Raw genomic sequence first — 19,486 nt, forward strand, 5'->3', positions numbered from 1 at the left:
CGTCTGGCCGCGCTATGGCGCGGCCACCTCCATCATACCCGTTGCCGTGCGCGCTGCAAATTGCGGACGATACATATCCTCAACCGTTGCCGCCGGATGGGTGTAAAGACCCGGCGTCACCGCACGCACCACATAAGCGAGCGTGATCGGCTTCTTCTCGCCTGCGGAGCGGTCGAAAGCAGCCACAAAACGATCATTGCGGAATTCGAGGTGGGCCGCTTGCGTGCTTTCAAGCCATGGGAAATTGCCAAGATCAGCACTGGAAACAAGGCCCGGATTGTCGATCTCGAAACCAGCTGGCAGCAGATCGGTCACAAGCAGACGCGACTGCCATTCCTGCAGGTCGTCGATTTTCAGAACAACAACATAGCGCTCATTCTGATTGACCCCGGTGACATTGGCCGGCTCGCCATCAAGCGTATAATAAGTACGCTCGATGTTGAAACCTTCTCCACCCGCAGGCAGTGACTGCGCAGGCGGTGCAACTGCGGTCACGACCGCATCAACCGAACCCTGACCCTTGTTAGTGACGACCAGCGGCTGTGCTTCAAGGGCTGCACCATTGAGACGCTCGGAGAACGCGCCCTGATGCGCTGTGCCATTGATGTCGAGGCTGATTGCACCATTGTCATCCTGAAGCCCGCGTGCTGCAAGCAGCATCCATGCCTGATCCTGCGTGCTCAGATAACGCGCGCGCTCACGTTGGAACTCGACCAGCGTAATCAGCGACGGCAGCACTTTCGGCGCAGGTTTGGTTTCCGCAGCAAGCGCCAGCATTGCCGCGCCATCACGCAGCGGCGAACCATAATCCGAGCGATTATAATCGTAGCTGGACTGGCTGGTTGCGAGCTGGAGCGACGAATTGAATACGCGTTCAGAGCGCGGCTGATCACCATAAAGGGCAAGTGCAGCACCAAGCTGGGCAACGGCCATCGGGCTTGCGAAGTTTTCGAGCTGGGTATCGGCGAAGTAACGCAGATCGCCAACGGAAGCCTTCTTGTTGCGGGAGAGAACATAGAGCGCATAGGCAATGTCGTTGCCGCGTTCCTTGACGTCGGTGGTATAGCCGAGCGCGTTCTGCAGATTGGCAAGTGCGGAGAGCATCGCCTGCTGCGGCACGTCATAACCCTTTTCACGGGCACGCGTGAGGAAGTCGGTCACATAGGCGTCCATCCAGAGATCACCCGATCCCGGCGACCAGAGGCCAAACGAACCGCTCGAAGACTGGTTGTTCAGCACGCGGAAAATGGAATCCTGTACGCGCTTCTTGAGCTCTTCCTGACTTTCCAGACCCGCAGCTGCTTCTGTACCTGCCGCCATTTCGCTCAAATAGAGCAGCGGCATTGCGCGGCTGGTGGTCTGCTCGGTACAGCCATACGGATAGCGGTCGAGCGCCATCAAAAGCGCTGGCACATCAAATGCAGCACTTCGCGTCACACCAACGCTGACAAAAGCACCATCAAGCAGGCTTTCCGACAGAAGGCCGCCGTCGACTTTCAGGCTTCCGCCATTGGCCGTGAGATTGACGACATGGCGGCTCGTGACCGGCAGATCGATCGGACGCACCGGCAATGCCAAGGCCTGTTCAACATTGAGGCCTGCATCGTTGGAAAGCCGGATCGTCACACCACCCGCACCCGTTGCCACAGCATTGAGTGGAACGGTGATCGACTGCCGTTTGCCACCTTTAAGCGCGATGCTTTCAGGATAGGAGCCAACCTCGACACCGAGATTATCGGTGGTCTCTAAGCTCACACGATAATCGCCATCCGGTGCATCCGTATTGGCAATATCGAAGCGGATATTGGCCTGATCGCCGGGGGCCATGAAGCGCGGCACACCAGCGGTAATAACCACCGGATCGCGGATGATGACATCGGTGACGGCGTGGCCGACAGCCTTCTTTGTCCATGCTACCGCCATGACGCGCGCGGTGCCGTTGAACTGCGGTATGTCGAAAGTGACTGTTGCCTTGCCGTCGCTGTCGAGTTCAACCGGACCGGAGAACAGCGCAACCAGCTTTTCGGTGGGCGGACTGCCTTCCGCTGCCATATTGCCACCATCGCCACCTGTGCGCAGCTTGCCGGTGACGCCGAGCGAACCATCGATCAGGCGACCATACATATCGCGCATTTCAAGGCCCAGCTGACGCTGGCCGAAGAACCAGTTTTCAGGGTTCGGCGGCTGATAGCGTGTCAGATTGAGAATGCCGACATCGACTGCCGCGACCATGACATAGGCCTGTTCGCCACCCGCATTTTCAACCGAAACAGGGATGGAAAGTGTGGAGCGCGGCGTGATCTTTTCAGGCGGGGTCAGCTTGACAGCAAGCTGCTTGTCGGCAGGATCGACCTTCAGCCATTTAAGACCAATCGCACGCGCAGGCATACGGCTTTCAATAGCCTCACCCGGACGGAACAAAGTTGCCGTAACGTAGGCGCCCGCACCCCAATCCTCACCAACCGGAATATCGATGGTCGTGCCACCTTCCGGCACACTGGCCGTGATGGTCTGGAGCAGCTTTTCCGCACCAATGGTGATGAGCAACTCACCGGCAAAACGCGGGGAGATTTTCAGTTCTGCCGTGTCACCCGCCGCATAATGTTCCTTGTCGAGCGCGATTTCGAGCCCGTCCGGTGTTTCGGTCGAGGTTGAGCTGACAAACCAGCCCGCATCAAATTCATAGCTTGTGGCCGGGCCCGAAGCATCAGCTGTTTCGATTTCCAGACGGTAACGACCCCAATCAACCGGCAGGCTGATTTCAGCTTCGCTATCGATTGTAAGGTCAATCTTGCCGTTGGAAACCGCCTTGGTGAACGTCACCGGCTCGTAATTCCAGCTGTTGCCGCTACGATACCACTGATAATTACGCTCGATCTTGACCAGCGACCATTGTGCGCCGTCGAGCGCCTTGCGATCACCCTTGCTGTCAGATGCGATTACACTGAACTTAGCGGTTCCGCCCTGCGGAACTTCATCGCTAGCAAAATCCGGGCGAATGCCGATGAGATCGGTTTCCGGCTGAATGGCCACATCGATCTTACGCTCAACCGCACGACCGCCGGTTTCGCGCATGCGAACGGTGACGGCTGCATTTACGAGGCGCGTTGTTGACGGCATTTCATCGATTGTAACCGGGAAAGTCGCCTTGCCATTCTCATCAACTTTTGACAGGCCATCGAGCGGCAGGCGCGTGGCTTCGCCCTGTTCTTCATCGGCGAGGCCGAAATAATAGCCCTTGAAACGGTCCCACTGACGCTTGGTCGAAAGCGTGACTTCGCCTTCAAGCGCAAGACCGGCGGCAGGCGCACCATAGAGGAAACGACCGTCCACGGTGATATTGGCAGTTTCGCCAACAGCGATTTCCGGCTTGTCAGACGTCAAATCGAACTCGATCCGGTCCGGCACGAAATCTTCAACCAGGAACATCTGCGTGGCAATCGCTGGCTGCTTGGGATCGGTATAGACCGAAACATTCCAGGTGCCGCGCATGGCGTTCGACGGCAAGGTCAGGTCGATGGCATGACCACCGGCCAGTTTGCTGTCGGAAACAAGACGGCGATCTTCCACGCCATCGGGACGCGTAAAGATGAAGGTGAGCGGCAGATCATCAATTGCAGTTGCGGTGTCGTCACGCGCAAGCGCACCCACATGCACAACTTCGCCAGCACGATAGATACCGCGCTCTGTCCATGCATAAAGATCAAGCGCTTTCGGCACGGCACGGCCCGTCACGCCGCGGTCAGACAAATCAAAACCAGCGCGCGCCATATCTAGGAATGTGAAATCCTCATCATCCCCGCTCGCCATCAGCACCGCTGGCACCATGCCGTCTGTGCCGCGTGTCAGTCCCGGCGTAAACGTCGCCCGACCATCGCTGTCGGTGGTCGCTTCGCCCAGCACTTCGTTGTTGCGTGCCAGCAGCGTCAGCTTCACGCCTTTAAGTGGCTCTGCGCTTTCCAGCGAACGGGCAAACACATTGATGCCGTCCTGTCCGGTATAGGTCGAAAGGCCGATGTCGGAAACAACAAACCACTGTGTTGCCTTGGTGCCATATTCATCATCGGACTTCTGAACCAGCGGCTCAGCAGTCAGCACATAGACGCCCGGCTTGCGTTCCGGCAGTGCTTCATCAACCGGGAAACTGGTCGTTGCTTCCTTGTTCAGCTCATTGCCTGCAACCTCGATCTCACCTTCCCAGACAGGTGCACCCATCTGTTCGGAAACCGTGCTGATATCGTAGCTGTCTAACTGGCGCAGGAACTGGTAGCCGGAAAGGAGCTGTGCCAGCGAACGGTCGCCGACGCGGTAGAGCTTGACCTTGGCTGTGCTCAAATTGACGCTGACCAGCGGAATGCCGCGACGGGCTTTCGCAGGCAGCACGAAGCTGTCGCCGGTAAAGCGCACCGATGGCGCGCGGTCCTGCACATAGATCGAAAGATTGACCGGAGCTGGCAGCACTTCGCCAACAGCCGATGGCAGACCCTGACGGAACGTCACCGTATAATTGCGGCCATGTTCCAGACCCTCGACGCAAATCTGGCGATCCTTGGCTTCAACTGCCTGCGGCGCGCCATTGTCAAGCTTGACGAAGCTTGAATAATCGACACCACTCTTGACCAGTTCTTCCGAGAACTGCGCGCAAATGCGCGGGGCGGCATTATCATTATCGACCGTGTTGTTGACGATGCGGAAGCCTTTGCGGGCTTTCAGATCTTCATAGACTGCACGAACGGATGCGGAATTGACGAGATCAAGGCTCGCTTCATAAGCCTGCAAGGCCGGGCGCGATGCATCGCGCTTTTCGAGTACCTGCGCCATGACGGCAAGCGCTTGCGCGCGCTCATCCTTGGTGCGTGAAGCCTGATAGGCAAACCACGAAGCCGACGTCGCATCGCGCTGGAATTTGGAGCGTTCCTGACCATTGGACGGCTCGGTCGCAAGCGCCGAAAGCGCATATCCGGTCCAGATTTCGCTTTCATCCGGCGACATGCTGGCAGCCAGGCGGAACTTTTCCATCGCCGTGCGCGGATCGCCATTCAGGCCCGCTGCACCTGCTTCATTTCGCAAAGTGCGCAGGCTGTCGGAGCTTTCAAGGCCATTGATTTCGCGCTTCAGACGACGGGCTTCGTCAACCAGATTGGTGGCAAAGAACGAGATGCTGGGCGGAGCGCCAATATCTTCAACTTCGCGGGCTGCAGCGGATTGCGTGACGACCTTACCTGCAATGGAGCCAACGGACTGATTGAGTTTGTTGAAATCGGATTTCAAGAAGCACCACTTGACCTTCGGATTATAGGTGAAGGCGAGGCATGCATTGTCGCCCAGACAAATGTTTTTGCACTGGTCGAGCGAGACATTCTTTTCCGTACGCAAGTCGAAGCCGAAATAATCGCTATCTTTGGTGATCTCTATCCGCCGGGTTTCGGCAGCTTGTGTAGTGTGTGGAGCTGCCGACAGGCAAGCTGTGACTGCAAAGGCCCAGAAAAGCCGGTTGAAACCAATAAGCATTTGCATCCCCTCACGACGACCGGTGCCATTTCCAATTCTATTAGAAAAGGCGAAAAGAATCCGGCTCATGTGAAGCCTCACCGCGACAAACTGTCAAGGCGAATAGGGATTATCTACAACTATTGGGATAAGTTTAGGGAATAATACGCTCTACGAGGTAAATGCCTCGCAGAGCGTGCACGGGTAATCTAGATGATCCCACCATTGGCGCGCAGTATCTGGCCATTTACCCATGCACCGTCGGGTCCGGCCAGGAACGCAACCACCCCTGCAATGTCTTTCGGGGTCCCCAGACGTTCGAGCGGGCTCATCTTGGCCATGCGTGCGACCAGCTCTTCGGATTTTCCATCGAGAAAGAGATCGGTCGCAGTGGGGCCGGGCGCAACGGCATTGACGCTGATGTTTCGACCGCGCATTTCCTTGGCCATGATGGCCGTCAGCGTTTCGACTGCGGCCTTGGTTGCAGCATAAACACCGTAGTTTTCCAGTTTCAGGCCGACGACAGTGGTAGAAAAATTGATGATACGCCCATTGTTGCGGAGGCGTTTGCCAGCCTCCCGCATGGTATTGAAGGTGCCCTTGAGGTTGACCGAAACGAGCTTGTCGAAATCTACGTCCTCTGTTGTGGCGAGAGGCGACAGGGTCATGATACCGGCATTGTTGACGAGAACATCTACGCCGCCGAAAGCGTCTTCGGCCGCATCGAACATTCTCTTTACTGCGACAGGATCGGCAACATCAGCCTGTGCTGCTCGCGCAATGCCGCCTGATGCCTCGATCTTGCTGACCACGGCATCAGCAAGAGCAGCATTGCCCGCATAGTTGACGATGATAGTAAAGCCGCCGCGACCCAGTCTTTCGGCAATGGCAGCGCCAATGCCGCGCGATGCTCCAGTAACGATGGCAACCTTGTTTTTCATATCGGACATTGTCTGCTCCGTTCCGGTGGTTTGGGTTTGTACAACCCTCAGCAAGATCGCACTTTTCTAACATCGTTTAATCCGGCATTATTTGTCATTACTATCCGAAAGTAGCGAACAATCAGATGGACCGGTTTGATGCGATGCGGGTTTTTACCCGTGTACTGGAACGACGCAGTTTCACATTGGCGGCGGAAGATCTAGGGATTCCGCGTTCGACAGTTACTGACGCGATCAAGCAGCTCGAAAGACGATTGGGCACGCAATTGTTCTTGCGCACTACGCGTCACGTTAATCCAACGCTTGATGGTCAGGCCTATTATCAGCGCTGCATAGAAATCATAGCTAGTATCGAGGATGCCGAAGGCGGATTTTCTGGCGCAATGCCGAGAGGTTTGCTTCGGGTGGAAGTGCAGGGCACGCTTGCGCGGCATTTTCTGCTACCGGAATTGCCAGCTTTTCTGGAAAAATATCCGGATATTGAACTTTATATGACCGAGGGCGATCGGTTCGTCGATCCGGTTCGGGAGGGTATCGATTGCGTTCTGCGTGTGGGTCTCCTGCAGGATAGCGACATGATTGCCCGGCGTGTTGCGATGCTGGATGAGGTTACTGTCGCGTCTCCTTCCTATCTTGCACGATTTGGAGAGCCCCAGCATCCAGATCAACTGACTGATGGCCATCAGATGATCGGCTTCCGAGCCAGCGGCAGCATAGCCCGTATGCCCCTGGAATTTATGGTCGACGGCAAGTTGCGAACAGTGACGATACCGGCTCCGGTTTCGGTCAATGCCGCTGAAAGCTATACGGCTGCGGCCAGCTTGGGCCTTGGGATCATTCAGATACCTCGCTATCATGCGATGAAGCATATCGCTGGCGGAAAACTGGTGCAGATACTCGGCGCTTATCCGCCCAGCTCGTCACCGGTATCTGTTGTATATCCGCGCGATCGGCAACTTTCGCCTCGGGTCAGGGTATTTATCGACTGGATTGCCGTGATACTCGCCCGTCAGAACAATTGAGGCCGTTAACCCCTCATTAAGAATTTGGAACAAGATGGCTTCTTACGTGTTAGAATAGAGCCTGCAGAAATGCAGAAAGCACATCGCTACGCACCACGGGAGGGAGGGCAGAGATGAGCAACATTCTATTCTGGACCGCTTTGGTAATCGTTCCTGTGCTTCTGGGCACAGCCTACGCTTATGTGCAATCGATACGGCATAGGGACGACTTCTAGAACGCAAGCGTAGCTGACGGAAAGCTGCTCTTATCTTGAAGCAGGCGAGTGGTCGCGTGCTTCAAGATAATTCTATTGCATAGAATTTTGTATCGACAGCCATCCGCGGAAAATCTTCCGGTAAATCTGTATGGGAGATTTCCACGAAGCCGTTCTTTTCATAAAACCGATGTGCGCCCAGAAACTTCTCGGTCGTTCCAAGCAATATTTTGGTAACGCCTCGTTCGTGAGCGTGCGAAATGAGCGTTGCAAGCAATTTGCGCGCAGTACCGAATTCGGAACCGCGATAAGCCTTGGCGACAAACATTTTCCGCAAAGCAGCCTGACCTTGCCCTATATCCTTGAGGGCTATGGTGCCGACGATGTGACCATCGGCTTCGGCTACCCAAAATTCACCGCTTCCCTGACGATAGAACCCCTCCACGTCTCGTATATCAGGTTGGTCGTCTGCGCTGATCGGAATGTCGAACTCGCATTGTTGTATTGGCAGGATTACAGCAAAAACACCGTCCGCGTCGCCCGTCTGGAATGTTCTAATTCTGATCAAGTCCGCTTTGCTCGTCATAGTGCTGCCGTTCATCTCGCCCGCGAATCTGCATTGATTTAGTTGTTAATGAATCCGCTTCTCGGATTCTGGGTCAAGAGACGTTCAAATCTGTCCGGCTGACGAGGTTTTCGTAGATAAAGTTAATATTGGGCTCGTTTTGAAGGTTTTGATCACATCCAGTTGGTGTTCGGTTGCTTAAACCAATTTCAACCAGAGCGCGCTGTGTGCGGCAGCGTGTGAATCCCCCTATTCAGGGGGATCAAGGCGAATATATGAGCAAAATTAGCAGTTTACGCTATAAAATATATTTCATGCTATTTTACTCGGAAGAAAAGGTGTCATATTTTGGTAATCGATATGGTTGCTTTGAACTTTTGATTATCTTTGTTTTGTGGAAGTAGTTTCACTTTTGAAGTGATATTTTACGTTGCCTAATGAAAGAAAATACCCTTCTATTGTTTTGAGTAGAGCACTGCAAAGAGCTGAGGGGTTTCAATGCATTGTCGCAACATCGGCTCGCGCGCCATCCGTTTTCTGTCCAGCACAGCGCTCATATCCTTAGGAACGGTTTTGCTACAAAGCACTCCCGGCATGGCTGCATGTTCGTTTTCGCCGACGCTAGGTGATGACACATTCATTTGCGACAGCGGCACATCTTCCGGCGGTCTTACCGACCTCAATGGTAACAATACATTGCTTTTGCCGACTGGAGGAACAGGCACCGTCAGCGGAGATGTAGCGTTCGGCTCCGGCGTGGACCGCGTGGAAGTCCATTCCGGTTCGATTGTCGGGAATGTCAATCAGGGCGATGGTCTCAACAGCTTTCTCATTACGGGCGGAAGCGTTACAGGCAATGTTCGTCAGGGAAATGATATTGACGAGTTCCGTATAACGGGCGGCGAGATTGGTTCGCTCAATCAGGGTAACGGGTACGACCAATTTTTTATGTCGGGTGGACGTATCGTCGATGCCTTTGACGATGGCGATTATGCCGTGATGACGGATGGACGCATCGGACGCGTCAATCTCAAGCTCGACAATAATTATTTCAACATGTCCGGCGGAACAATTGATCGCAATCTGATTGCCGGGCTCGGTAATGATACGATTATCGTGTCTGGAGGGATGATCGGCGGCAATATAAGCATCAGCAGTGGAACCGACAGTGTAACGATGACGGGTGGCACAGTCGCAGGCGATGTTTTGCTCGGTTTCGGTAATGACCAATTCTCATGGAATGGTGGCGGTATTATCTATGGGAAGATTGATCTTGGCCCGGATAATGATACGGCCGTTCTTACTAATCTTACTGATGCTAATATAGGCGCTACTGCGCAGCTTAGCGGCGGCGAGGGGAGTGATGTCCTCACGTTTAATAATGTGAAAACCGGAAAAGTCTCTCGTATTGACAGCTGGGAAACAGTCAACCTGACTGACGATACGCGCCTTGTTTTCGACAGCGCTCTCACGTTGGGCGACGCCGGAACAGGAACGGGGACGCTCAACGTTGATGCCACAAGTACAATTTATGGCGGTGCTGCAAAGGGCGGCGTGAACCCATTCGCCTCAGGCCAGCTGGCAAATGTTTTCAACGCCGGGCGTATCGACCTCACCAATGGCGGGACGAGTACGACTGACGCATTTACGATCAAGGGCAATTACGTCGGGCAGAACGGTCTTCTGTTTTTAGATACCGTTCTGGCTTCTGATGGCGCTCCTTCGGACAAGCTTGTGATCGATACAGGTGTTGCATCAGGTAATACCGCCATTGCGGTTACCAACGCGGGTGGGGCAGGCGCTGCAACAAATGCGGACGGCATTATGGTCGTACAAGCATTGAATGGTGGTTCCACCAGTCAGAATGCTTTTTCGCTGAACGGTCGTGCTGCTGCCGGTGCCTACGAATATTTTCTGTTCAAGGGCGGTGTAACGGCGAATACCACCGAGAACTGGTATCTGAGATCAACTTTGGTTCGTGGAAGCGAACCGCCTGCTTCGACGGGGGGAACATCCGTTTCGCCGGAAGAGCCCGAAACAACTGCGCCGCCACCCGCACTCGAGCAGCCTCCAGCGACTTTGCCTGTCGATCCGGATACAGAAACTCCGGTAACAGAAGATGCTTCCGCTCCCGATGCGCCTCCGCCTCCCGTATCGGCGGAGGCTCCCAATCCACCCGACAATACGACGGGTCAACAACAGAATGTTGTCCTTCCATTCGATGGAGCAGTTCCGCCTTCACCTGGCGCAACGAGGGTTAAGGGCGACGTGATTTCTCTCTATCGCAAGGAAGTGCCGGTTTATTCAGCATTGCCGCCTGTGGCGTACCATCTGGCACTTTCTACTCTCGGTACGTTTCATGAACGTCGCGGCGAGCAGGATTTGCTGAAAACTGCCGGATATCTGCCTGCGAGCTGGGGCAGAGTCTTCGGGCAGGATATTGATATGAAATGGCGGGGAACAGTTGCACCGGGTCTCGACGGAAAGCTCTTTGGTATTCAGGCGGGACAGGATATTCTGGGTCGCGAAACGGATGGCGGACATTTTGACCGTTTCGGTCTGTTTTTCGGTTATGCCCGCGCAACAGGTGATATCACCGGGCAAGCGCTTGGCTGGAACGATCTCGCTGTTGGCGATCTGGAAGTTACGGGTACGAGTTTCGGCGGGTACTGGACTCATATCGGGCCGCAAGGCTGGTATCTCGACGCCATACTTATGGGAACGTGGTTCGGTGGTGATGCAACCTCGAATGAAGGTCAGAGTATTGACCTCGACGGGCATGGGGTTACGGCTTCGCTCGAAGGAGGCTATCCTCTCGCCCTGAGCGAAAGCTGGACACTGGAGCCGCAGGCGCAACTGATCTGGCAGCATCTCTCGCTTGATGATCAGGCTGATCATTATTCCTCGATAGCGTTTGATACAGATGATGCGTGGACGGGCCGGATCGGGTTCAGATTGCAAGGTGAACAAGAAACTTCGGTCGGGAAATTACGGCCATATCTGAAAGCCAATCTCTGGCAGAATTTTTCATCGGATCAGACTGTACGTTTTGCCACCGATCCGATTGTGACTGATCTCAAGGGCACATCGCTGGAACTGGGTGGCGGGCTGACCTTGGATATTACCGAGAAAGCCAGTTTGTTTGCGACTGCAGACTACACGACCAATCTTGGTGGCGAACGCAACCGGATATGGGAGGGTAACTTGGGGCTGAATATAAAATGGTGAAGGCAATGGCGATCGGAGATGATCGCCGTAATGACAGAGGAGGGAACAACGGTAATGGGTAGACGTGCATACGAAAAGCTCGCGAGAATCTGTGCATCCCTAAACACATCCGAGCAGGAGCTGGCCCACTCTCTCGGTATTTCGCGAGTTGCGCTGAAAGCGATAGATCGCACTGATGCGCCGCTTTATCTTCGATTGGCATTGGCCGCTTTGGTATCGGAAATGGATCCGGATCAGGTGCTGAACTCCAAACGAGGGAGTTCAGAAATGGAAGCACCTCGTCAGCTCTTGTCGGTGAGGTGATCATCAAAAGTTATGGGTTTCAAAGGTGTTGTGGTGGCAAAATCTTTCGCCTTGCTTCTTTTGATTGGACTGTTCTGTTTCCCGCAATTGGCTGCCGCGTCCTGCACGCGTGCAGCCGGTGCTGCGGATATGATGACGCAGCGCCAGCTTTCGGCACTGCGCGCGCTGGAACGCAGCCGTGGTTGCAAGGGTGGCGACGAGCGCGGCGGTTTTTTCAATCCTTGCCGCGATCTTTCTCAAAGAATAGCTGAAATACAGCGGCAGCTTTCATCCAGTTCGCTTTCTTCCCGATCATGCGTAGAACAACCGACTGCCAGTCCGGCAGCAAAAGTGAAACCTGACCGTCCCAAAGTTGCGTCTGTCGCAACGAACGACAAGCCATGGGTGCCGAATGGTATCAAAGGCGCTCTGACTTATTGTGTGCGTTTGTCGGATGGTTATCTTTTCCCAGCTCCGCATTCACAGTTTCAGAAGTCCGACAGCGTGACGGAGACAGTGGCACAATGCCGTTTTATTTGTCAGGGGGAGAATGTCGATCTCTACGTTCTGAATGATCCGAACGGCGAAACGGCCGATATGGTGTCGGTCTCGAACGGTAAGCCCTATGTCGAGTTGTCTACAGCATATAACTATCAGGGAAGCGGTGATTTCAGAAGATGCAACTGGGCCGGTTATGTCGACAAGATCAGTGAGCTGCGGGCCAGTAGCAAGGGTGGTCGCGCGCTCAAAAATGTCGTTGTTCCCATGCCAGATGCTCGACCGACTCGTAATGATGACGTAGCTGCTTCAGCGGCGTCTTTTGCTCCCATAACAGACCGTAGTGTACGTGTTGTCGGCCCTGCCTTCATTTTTGATGACGGTGCGGGAAACATGAAGCTTACTGCACATTGACGGTGATGCACCAAATCCTCAAGTTCAATTTGAATGAGACGTGTCGCGATTGGGACTGAACCGCTCGCTTTCCGTCTGTAACCTCCCTGAAACGGGCGTTGTCAATTTGCGTCCGGAAACCATCGATCATTGCATTGTTTGAAATCTGTCAGTGTTGTTCGACCTGGAGGAGGTAGACATGAGCAAGAACCGTGGCGTCGTTTATTTGCGGCCCGGGACAGTCGAAGTGCGCGATATTGAAGATCCAGCGTTAGCGGCACCGGACGGGAGGAAGCTGGACCACGCCGTTATATTGAAGGTAATCTCGACAAATATTTGTGGTTCCGACCAGCATATGGTTCGCGGACGCACGACTGCGATGCCCGGTCTCGTGCTGGGGCATGAAATTACCGGTGAAATTATTGAAAAAGGCAGCGATGTCGAGATGCTTGATGTGGGCGACATCGTTTCAGTCCCGTTCAATGTCGCTTGTGGTCGCTGCCGTTGCTGTAAATCCCAGGACACAGGTGTTTGCCTGACGGTCAACCCGTCGCGTGCCGGTGGCGCCTATGGATATGTTGATATGGGAGGCTGGATTGGCGGGCAGGCCCGCTATGTCATGGTGCCCTATGCCGATTTCAATCTGCTCAAGTTCCCCGATCGCGAGCAAGCGATGGAAAAAATCCGCGACCTGACGATGCTTTCTGACATCTTGCCGACCGGCTTTCACGGTGCGGTGAAAGCCGGCGTCGGGGTTGGTTCGGTTGTATATGTCGCGGGTGCGGGACCGGTGGGGCTTGCTGCTGCGGCATCCGCTCGCATTCTGGGCGCTGCGGTCGTTATGGTCGGTGACTTCAACAAGGAACGGCTCGATCACGCACGGAAAGTGGGGTTCGAACCAATCGATCTTTCGGCAAGCGATCGTCTCGGCGACATGATTGCAGAAGTCACAGGCAGCAACGAAGTGGATAGTGCTATTGATGCTGTTGGGTTCGAGGCGCGCGGTCATAGCGGTGGCGAGCAACCGGCGATCGTGTTGAACCAGATGATGGAGATAACTCGTCCCGCCGGGGCAATCGGTATTCCGGGGCTTTATGTCACCGAAGACCCAGGTGCTGTCGACAATGCTGCGAAACAAGGCAGCTTGTCGTTACGGTTTGGCCTCGGTTGGGCCAAGGCGCAGTCATTCCATACCGGACAGACACCGGTTCTGAAGTACAATCGCCAGCTGATGCAGGCGATCCTGCATGGGCGCCTGAATATCGCCGAGATCGTAAACGCTCAGGTCATTTCACTTGAGGACGCGGCAAAGGGCTATGAAAGTTTCGATCAGGGCGCTGCGAAGAAATTCGTTCTCGATCCGCATGGCCTTTTGAGCAAGGTGGCTTGATTCAAGTCGATTTCGAAATGCGAAAAAAGGGCGCTCTCACGAGTGCCCTTTTTGTTTGTGATTGTTGCAATCTGTAACGTTACAGATTCATAGGTCTTGAGTGTTTCATGCTGAATATCTTACGAGATAAAACACAAGATGATTCTTTCGCGCCAAAAAAGTTCTTTAAGGAAAACAACAGAAGATCAATATGTTAGACTCTGCCTGAGCGCCAGATTCCACTCGTTGGAAATTAAGGACTTGCAAGCGAGATTGTTTTGAATACCATATCTGTAACGTTTCAGATTTGGGAGGATATGAAATGTTACCAGAAAGAGCAAAAGTTCTCGCCACATCCGTGTGTCTCGCTATGACAACGTTAACAATGGCAGATTCGGCTTCTGCGGCTAATCTTGAAGTTACGCATTGGTGGACATCTGGCGGTGAAGCGGCAGCTGTCAAAGTTCTCGCTGAAAAATATGATGCGCTCGGCGGCGACAAGTGGGTCGATGGGGCGATTGCCGGTAGCGGCGCTACAGCCCGCCCGATCATTATCAGCCGTATTCTCGGCGGCAATCCAATGGGAGCGACCCAGCTCAATCATGGACGGCAGGCTGAAGAACTGGTTCAGGGCGGATTAATGACGGATTTGACCGAGCTCGCCGAAAAGGAAGGCTGGGCCAACTTCATTCGTCCGAAGAGCCTCTTGGAATCCTGCACTTATGAAGGGCGCCTCTACTGTGTGCCGCTGAATATTCATTCGTGGGAATGGATGTGGATCAATCCGCAAGCCTTTCGCGAGGCCGGAACCGAACCTCCAAAAAACTGGAATGACCTTATAGCTGCAGCTCCCAAGCTGAAGGAAAAGAACATTGTGCCGTTGGCGACCGGTGACGGTTGGCAGGTGAATGGCATGCTGACTGTCCTGACAACTGCGATTGGCGGTAAGGACCTCTATCTAAAGGTCAATAAGGACAAGAACGCCGATGCGGCACGCGGTCCTGAAATGAAGAAGGTTTTTGAAGCGCTGGCTCAGGCGCGTTCACTGGCTGATCCGGGTTATGTGGGCCGTTCATGGAACGAGGCGACCAACATGGTGCTGACCGGCCGCGCCGGTACGCAGATCATGGGAGACTGGGCGCAAGGCGAGTTTGGGACAGCGGGCAAGGTTGCAGGCAAGGATTATGACTGCTTGCCAGGACTCGGCGTTCATCAATATCTGGATACTGGCGGTGACGCGATCTACTTCCCGAAGAACAAGGACCCGGAAGTCACCAAGGCGCAGCTCAAGCTGGCAAGCATGCTCGTTTCCAAGGAGACGCAGGTTGCATTCAATCTGGCCAAGGGGTCGCTGCCGATCCGCGGCGATGTGGATCTCGATTCAGCCTCGAGCTGCATGCGTGCAGGTATCGATATTCTGAAGAACCCGGACAACATCGTTCCCTCTGTGGAGCAGTTGCGTGCGCCGGATACCCAAGGGCAAATCGAAAGTCTGGCTGCCGAGTTTTTCTCCAATCCAGACATGACGGTCGATGATATTCAGGAACGTTTTGCGGAGATTATCGAACAGGCACAATAGTCACGTTCAAGTCCTGCGCTGTCGATGAGGACGACGGTACAGGACACTCCGAGAACCGGAACAGGGAGGAGCATCATGGCCGTCATGGAAGAGGGCAATCGTGGAAAGCCGTCGGGAATATTTCGCAATCTGAATGCAAAGGTTGCAGCACTTCCAATGATCGCGACGGTTCTCGTGGTCTTCATTGGCTGCACGCTCTGGACGGTTGTTTATTCCTTCACGTCCTCCAAATCGCTGCCTATGTTGAATTTTGTCGGCTTCGATCAATATACGCGCCTGTTTTCTGCAACCCGCTGGCATGTGTCAGTCCGCAATCTGGCGATCTATGGCGTCCTCTGCATGGGCTTTTCCCTTGTGGCCGGGTTTGTCCTTGCTGCCCTGATGGACCAGAAAATCCGCTTCGAGAACACATTTCGCACGATTTTCCTCTATCCCTATGCCCTGTCGTTCATTGTGACGGGCCTTGTCTGGCAGTGGATTTTCAACCCGCAACTCGGACTGGAGAAAGTCATTCGCGATATAGGCTTCGACAACTTCCAGATGGCTATCCTGTCGAGCCGCACCTACGTCATCTATGCAATTGTCATTGCCGGGCTCTGGCAGATGACGGGGTTGGTCATGGTTCTGATGCTGGCCGGGCTGCGCAATGTCGATGATGAAATCTGGAAGGCTGCACGAGTTGACGGCATTCCGAAGTGGAAAGCCTATCTCTTCATCATCCTGCCGATGATGCGCCCCGTTCTGGTGACGACCGTCGTTCTTATCGCGACAGGCATCGTCAAACTATACGATCTGGTGGTTGCCATGACCAATGGCGGTCCCGGCATAGCGTCGGAAGTACCAGCAAAATATGTCTACGATTTCATGTTCGGCTGGGCCAATTTGGGGCAGGGGCTTGCTGCTTCTACCGTCATGCTGACCACGGTTCTGATCATTCTCGTTCCTTGGACAATGCTGGAATATAGTCGGAGGAAAGCGCGATGACTGAAGCTGTCCTCAACAGGAAGAGGCCAGCCGAAACTGAGGCTGTAGCAGCCCAGGCTCGTCCGGCACAAAAGCGGGCTTCGCAGCCGTGGGGTCGTAAGCCAAAACGGCGCTTTGCACCGGCCACCATCATGCTCTACAGCATTTTGTTCGTTGCTGCCGTCTATTATCTGTTGCCGCTTTACGTGATGGTAGTCACTTCTCTGAAGGGTATGCCGGAGATCCGGCTCGGCAACATCTTTTCACCGCCAGTCGAAATCACCTTTGAGCCATGGGTCAAGGCATGGAGTCAGGCTTGTACCGGCCTTTATTGTGAAGGCATCAGCGCGGGGTTCTGGAATTCGATCAAGATCACCGTGCCGAGCGTGATCGTTTCCATCACCATCGCTTCAGTCAATGGTTACGCGCTGGCCAACTGGAAATTCAAAGGATCGGAAATATTCTTTTCGGTCTTGTTGTTTGGGGCATTCATTCCGTATCAGGTCATGCTTTATCCCCTCGTGATCATAACCCGCGAGCTTGGTATATTCGGCACGCTGACCGGCGTTGTCTTCATCCATACCATCTTCGGCATGCCGATCTTGACGTTATTGTTCCGCAACTATTTCGCCGGCCTGCCGCCGGAACTCTTCAAGGCAGCGCGTGTCGACGGAGCCGGGTTCTGGCGCATTTTCTTTCAGATCATGCTGCCGATGTCGCTGCCGATCTTCGTGGTTGCAATCATTCTGCAGGTGACCGGTATCTGGAACGACTTTCTGTTCGGCGTGGTGTTTGCAGGAACGCAGAATTTTCCGATGACCGTCCAGCTGAACAATATCGTCAACTCCATGCAGGGCGTGAAGGAATACAACGTCAATATGGCCGCCACCATTCTTACCGGGGCCGTGCCATTGCTCGTCTATTTTGTTTCTGGTCGGTATTTTGTACGCGGCATTGCCGCTGGCGCAGTGAAAGGATGAATTCATGAACTCCAGCGTTTCCATCCAGGATCTGTCGCTCGGCTTCGGCTCGGTCAATGTGCTGCAAAATCTCAATCTGGAAATCGGGGAGGGCGAATTCCTCGTTCTTCTGGGGCCGTCCGGTTGCGGCAAGTCCACTCTGCTCAATTGTGTAGCGGGCCTTCTCGATATCTCCGAAGGCAGCATTTTCATCAAAGGACGTAACGTTACCTGGGAGGAGCCGAAGGATCGTGGCATCGGCATGGTGTTTCAGTCCTATGCGCTTTATCCGCAAATGACTGTTGAGAAGAACCTTTCCTTCGGTTTGCGGGTTGCCGGCTTCCCGAAAGGGGAGATTGATAAACGCATCAAACGCGCGGCCGAAATTCTGCAGATCGAACCCTTGCTGCAGCGCAAACCTTCGGCACTGTCCGGCGGACAACGTCAGCGTGTTGCGATCGGTCGTGCGCTGGTGCGCGATGTCGACGTGTTTTTGTTCGATGAACCGCTTTCCAATCTGGATGCAAAATTACGTTCTGAGCTACGCGTTGAGATCAAGCGCCTTCACCAGAGACTCGGCAATACCATGATCTACGTCACGCACGACCAGATCGAAGCCCTGACATTGGCGGACCGCATCGCAGTCATGAAAGGTGGGGTGGTCCAACAACTGGCTGATCCGTCGACGATTTACAATCGCCCAAAGAACAGGTTCGTAGCGGGTTTTCTCGGCTCGCCGTCGATGAATTTCTTTACGGGAGAAATTACGGCTACAAATGGCAAGCCAGTCTTCCATGCTGGCGAGACCGCCGTTCAGCTTGATGGATATGACGGTGGGCTGACACCCGGACGTAAGGCCACTCTCGGGGTTCGTCCTGAGCATACTAGACTTGATGTCGAAGATGGTTTTGAGGCGACCGTCGATCTGGATGAGCCGATGGGTGCCGACAGTTTGGTCTGGCTTCGCCTGAACGGACATTCGCTATCCGCACGGGTGGAAGCGGGGAAGCGCTATCGGGCAGGTGAGAAGGTCAGGATCGGTTTCAAGCCGGATGCCCTGTCGCTTTTCGATGCGCAAACGGAGGAGAGGCTTTAGATGAATAGCGAAGAACGTTCCCCTTAAGAGCCTCTCCTGCGAGAGGCGAAGCTATTGGCTTTCAATGGACGGCACGAGGGCTTGCCTCGGACCGTGCGGGGATTTTTTGCTCGCAAGAAAGCCCGACACAATTCTGGATAGAGTTCTGAGGACGAGGACATGAACGGATATTCCTATCAACTTTACAGCTCCCGCAACTTCCAACCGTTGGAACGCACGCTCACCATGCTGCGGGATCTCGGCTATCGTCGGGTGGAAGGCTATGGGGGGATTTATGGTGATCCTGTTCGATTAAAGAAGGACCTCGACGCATTGGGACTTTCCATGCCTACCGGACACTTTGGTCTGGATATGCTGGAGAACGAAGTCAACCGTGTTCTGGAGATTGCCAAGGTCGCCGATATGAAGGCTATTTTCTGCCCTTATCTCGATGCAGACCGCCGCCCGGATAGTGTTGCCGGTTGGCAGGAGTTCGGAAAACGCCTTGCTGTCGCTGGAGAGCATTATCGCAAGGCGGGCTATGCATTTGGCTGGCACAACCATGATTTCGAATTCCGCCCGTTGGCCGACGGTTCCGTACCACAGGAACATATCCTCGATGCTTCGCCCGATCTTGCATGGGAGGCGGATATTGCGTGGATTATCAAAGGCGGTGCCGACCCGCTTGAATGGATCAGGCGCTATGGCGACCGAATCCTTGCGGTCCATGTCAAGGATATCGCCATAGCCGGTGAAAAAACCGACGAAGACGGCTGGGAAGACGTCGGACATGGCACTGTGGACTGGGCTGAATTGTTTACGGCTTTGCGCAAGACGCCCGTCCGCTATTTCATCATGGAACACGATAATCCGTCGGACGACACCCGATTTGCGCGCCGTTCCATCGAAACCGTAAAGAATTTCTGAG

General features: G+C 54.2%; 12 protein-coding genes. 9 read left to right on the top strand and 3 right to left on the bottom strand.

Features of this window, described 5'->3' with window-relative positions:
• Positions 1-12: 12 nt before the first annotated feature.
• Both OANT_RS17830 and OANT_RS17835 read right to left on the bottom strand, forming a co-directional pair.
• Entirely contained in the window at positions 13-5,517 is a 5,505-nt protein-coding gene (locus tag OANT_RS17830; protein ID WP_080514354.1) for an alpha-2-macroglobulin family protein, read from the bottom strand.
• 182 nt (positions 5,518-5,699) lie between these two features.
• Positions 5,700-6,440: an SDR family oxidoreductase gene (locus OANT_RS17835; protein ID WP_012092870.1), complete on the bottom strand. Its 741-nt coding sequence runs from the start codon at positions 6,438-6,440 to the stop codon at positions 5,700-5,702.
• 116 nt (positions 6,441-6,556) lie between these two features.
• Between OANT_RS17835 and OANT_RS17840 the strand changes: the two genes are divergently transcribed.
• Entirely contained in the window at positions 6,557-7,453 is an 897-nt protein-coding gene (locus tag OANT_RS17840) for a LysR family transcriptional regulator (RefSeq protein WP_012092871.1), read from the top strand.
• A 276-nt stretch (positions 7,454-7,729) separates the two neighbouring features.
• Here OANT_RS17840 and OANT_RS17845 read toward each other — a convergent pair whose 3' ends face one another.
• On the bottom strand, positions 7,730-8,248 hold the full coding sequence (locus OANT_RS17845; RefSeq protein WP_012092872.1) for a GNAT family N-acetyltransferase: 519 nt from the start codon (positions 8,246-8,248) through the stop codon (positions 7,730-7,732).
• Positions 8,249-8,710: 462 nt separating this feature from the next.
• Here OANT_RS17845 and OANT_RS17850 point away from each other — a divergent pair, with 462 nt between their 5' ends.
• The 8 genes from OANT_RS17850 (at position 8,711) to OANT_RS17890 (ending at position 19,485) form a co-directional block, all read left to right on the top strand.
• Positions 8,711-11,440 (top strand): autotransporter family protein, encoded by a 2,730-nt coding sequence (locus OANT_RS17850; protein WP_012092873.1) that lies wholly within the window; start codon positions 8,711-8,713, stop codon positions 11,438-11,440.
• Positions 11,441-11,872: 432 nt separating this feature from the next.
• Positions 11,873-12,634 (top strand): DUF2865 domain-containing protein, encoded by a 762-nt coding sequence (locus tag OANT_RS17860; protein ID WP_231771499.1) that lies wholly within the window; start codon positions 11,873-11,875, stop codon positions 12,632-12,634.
• A 178-nt stretch (positions 12,635-12,812) separates the two neighbouring features.
• A complete protein-coding gene (fdhA, locus tag OANT_RS17865) occupies positions 12,813-14,003 on the top strand; it encodes a formaldehyde dehydrogenase, glutathione-independent (RefSeq protein WP_012092875.1) in 1,191 nt (396 codons plus the stop codon).
• A 301-nt stretch (positions 14,004-14,304) separates the two neighbouring features.
• A complete protein-coding gene (locus OANT_RS17870) occupies positions 14,305-15,561 on the top strand; it encodes an ABC transporter substrate-binding protein (RefSeq protein WP_012092876.1) in 1,257 nt (418 codons plus the stop codon).
• A gap of 75 nt (positions 15,562-15,636) precedes the next feature.
• The gene (locus OANT_RS17875) at positions 15,637-16,545 is read left to right on the top strand and encodes a carbohydrate ABC transporter permease (protein ID WP_012092877.1); all 909 of its coding nucleotides are present in this window, start codon (positions 15,637-15,639) and stop codon (positions 16,543-16,545) included.
• Entirely contained in the window at positions 16,542-17,504 is a 963-nt protein-coding gene (locus OANT_RS17880; protein WP_012092878.1) for a carbohydrate ABC transporter permease, read from the top strand. Before OANT_RS17875 ends, OANT_RS17880 begins: the two co-directional genes overlap by 4 nt.
• A gap of 4 nt (positions 17,505-17,508) precedes the next feature.
• On the top strand, positions 17,509-18,579 hold the full coding sequence (locus OANT_RS17885; RefSeq protein WP_012092879.1) for an ABC transporter ATP-binding protein: 1,071 nt from the start codon (positions 17,509-17,511) through the stop codon (positions 18,577-18,579).
• Between the two features lie 159 nt (positions 18,580-18,738).
• A complete protein-coding gene (locus OANT_RS17890; protein ID WP_012092880.1) occupies positions 18,739-19,485 on the top strand; it encodes a sugar phosphate isomerase/epimerase family protein in 747 nt (248 codons plus the stop codon).
• The last annotated feature ends 1 nt before the right edge of the window (position 19,486 follow it).

It is taken from the genome of Brucella anthropi ATCC 49188 (assembly GCF_000017405.1).
Taxonomy (GTDB): Bacteria; Pseudomonadota; Alphaproteobacteria; order Rhizobiales; family Rhizobiaceae; genus Brucella; species Brucella anthropi.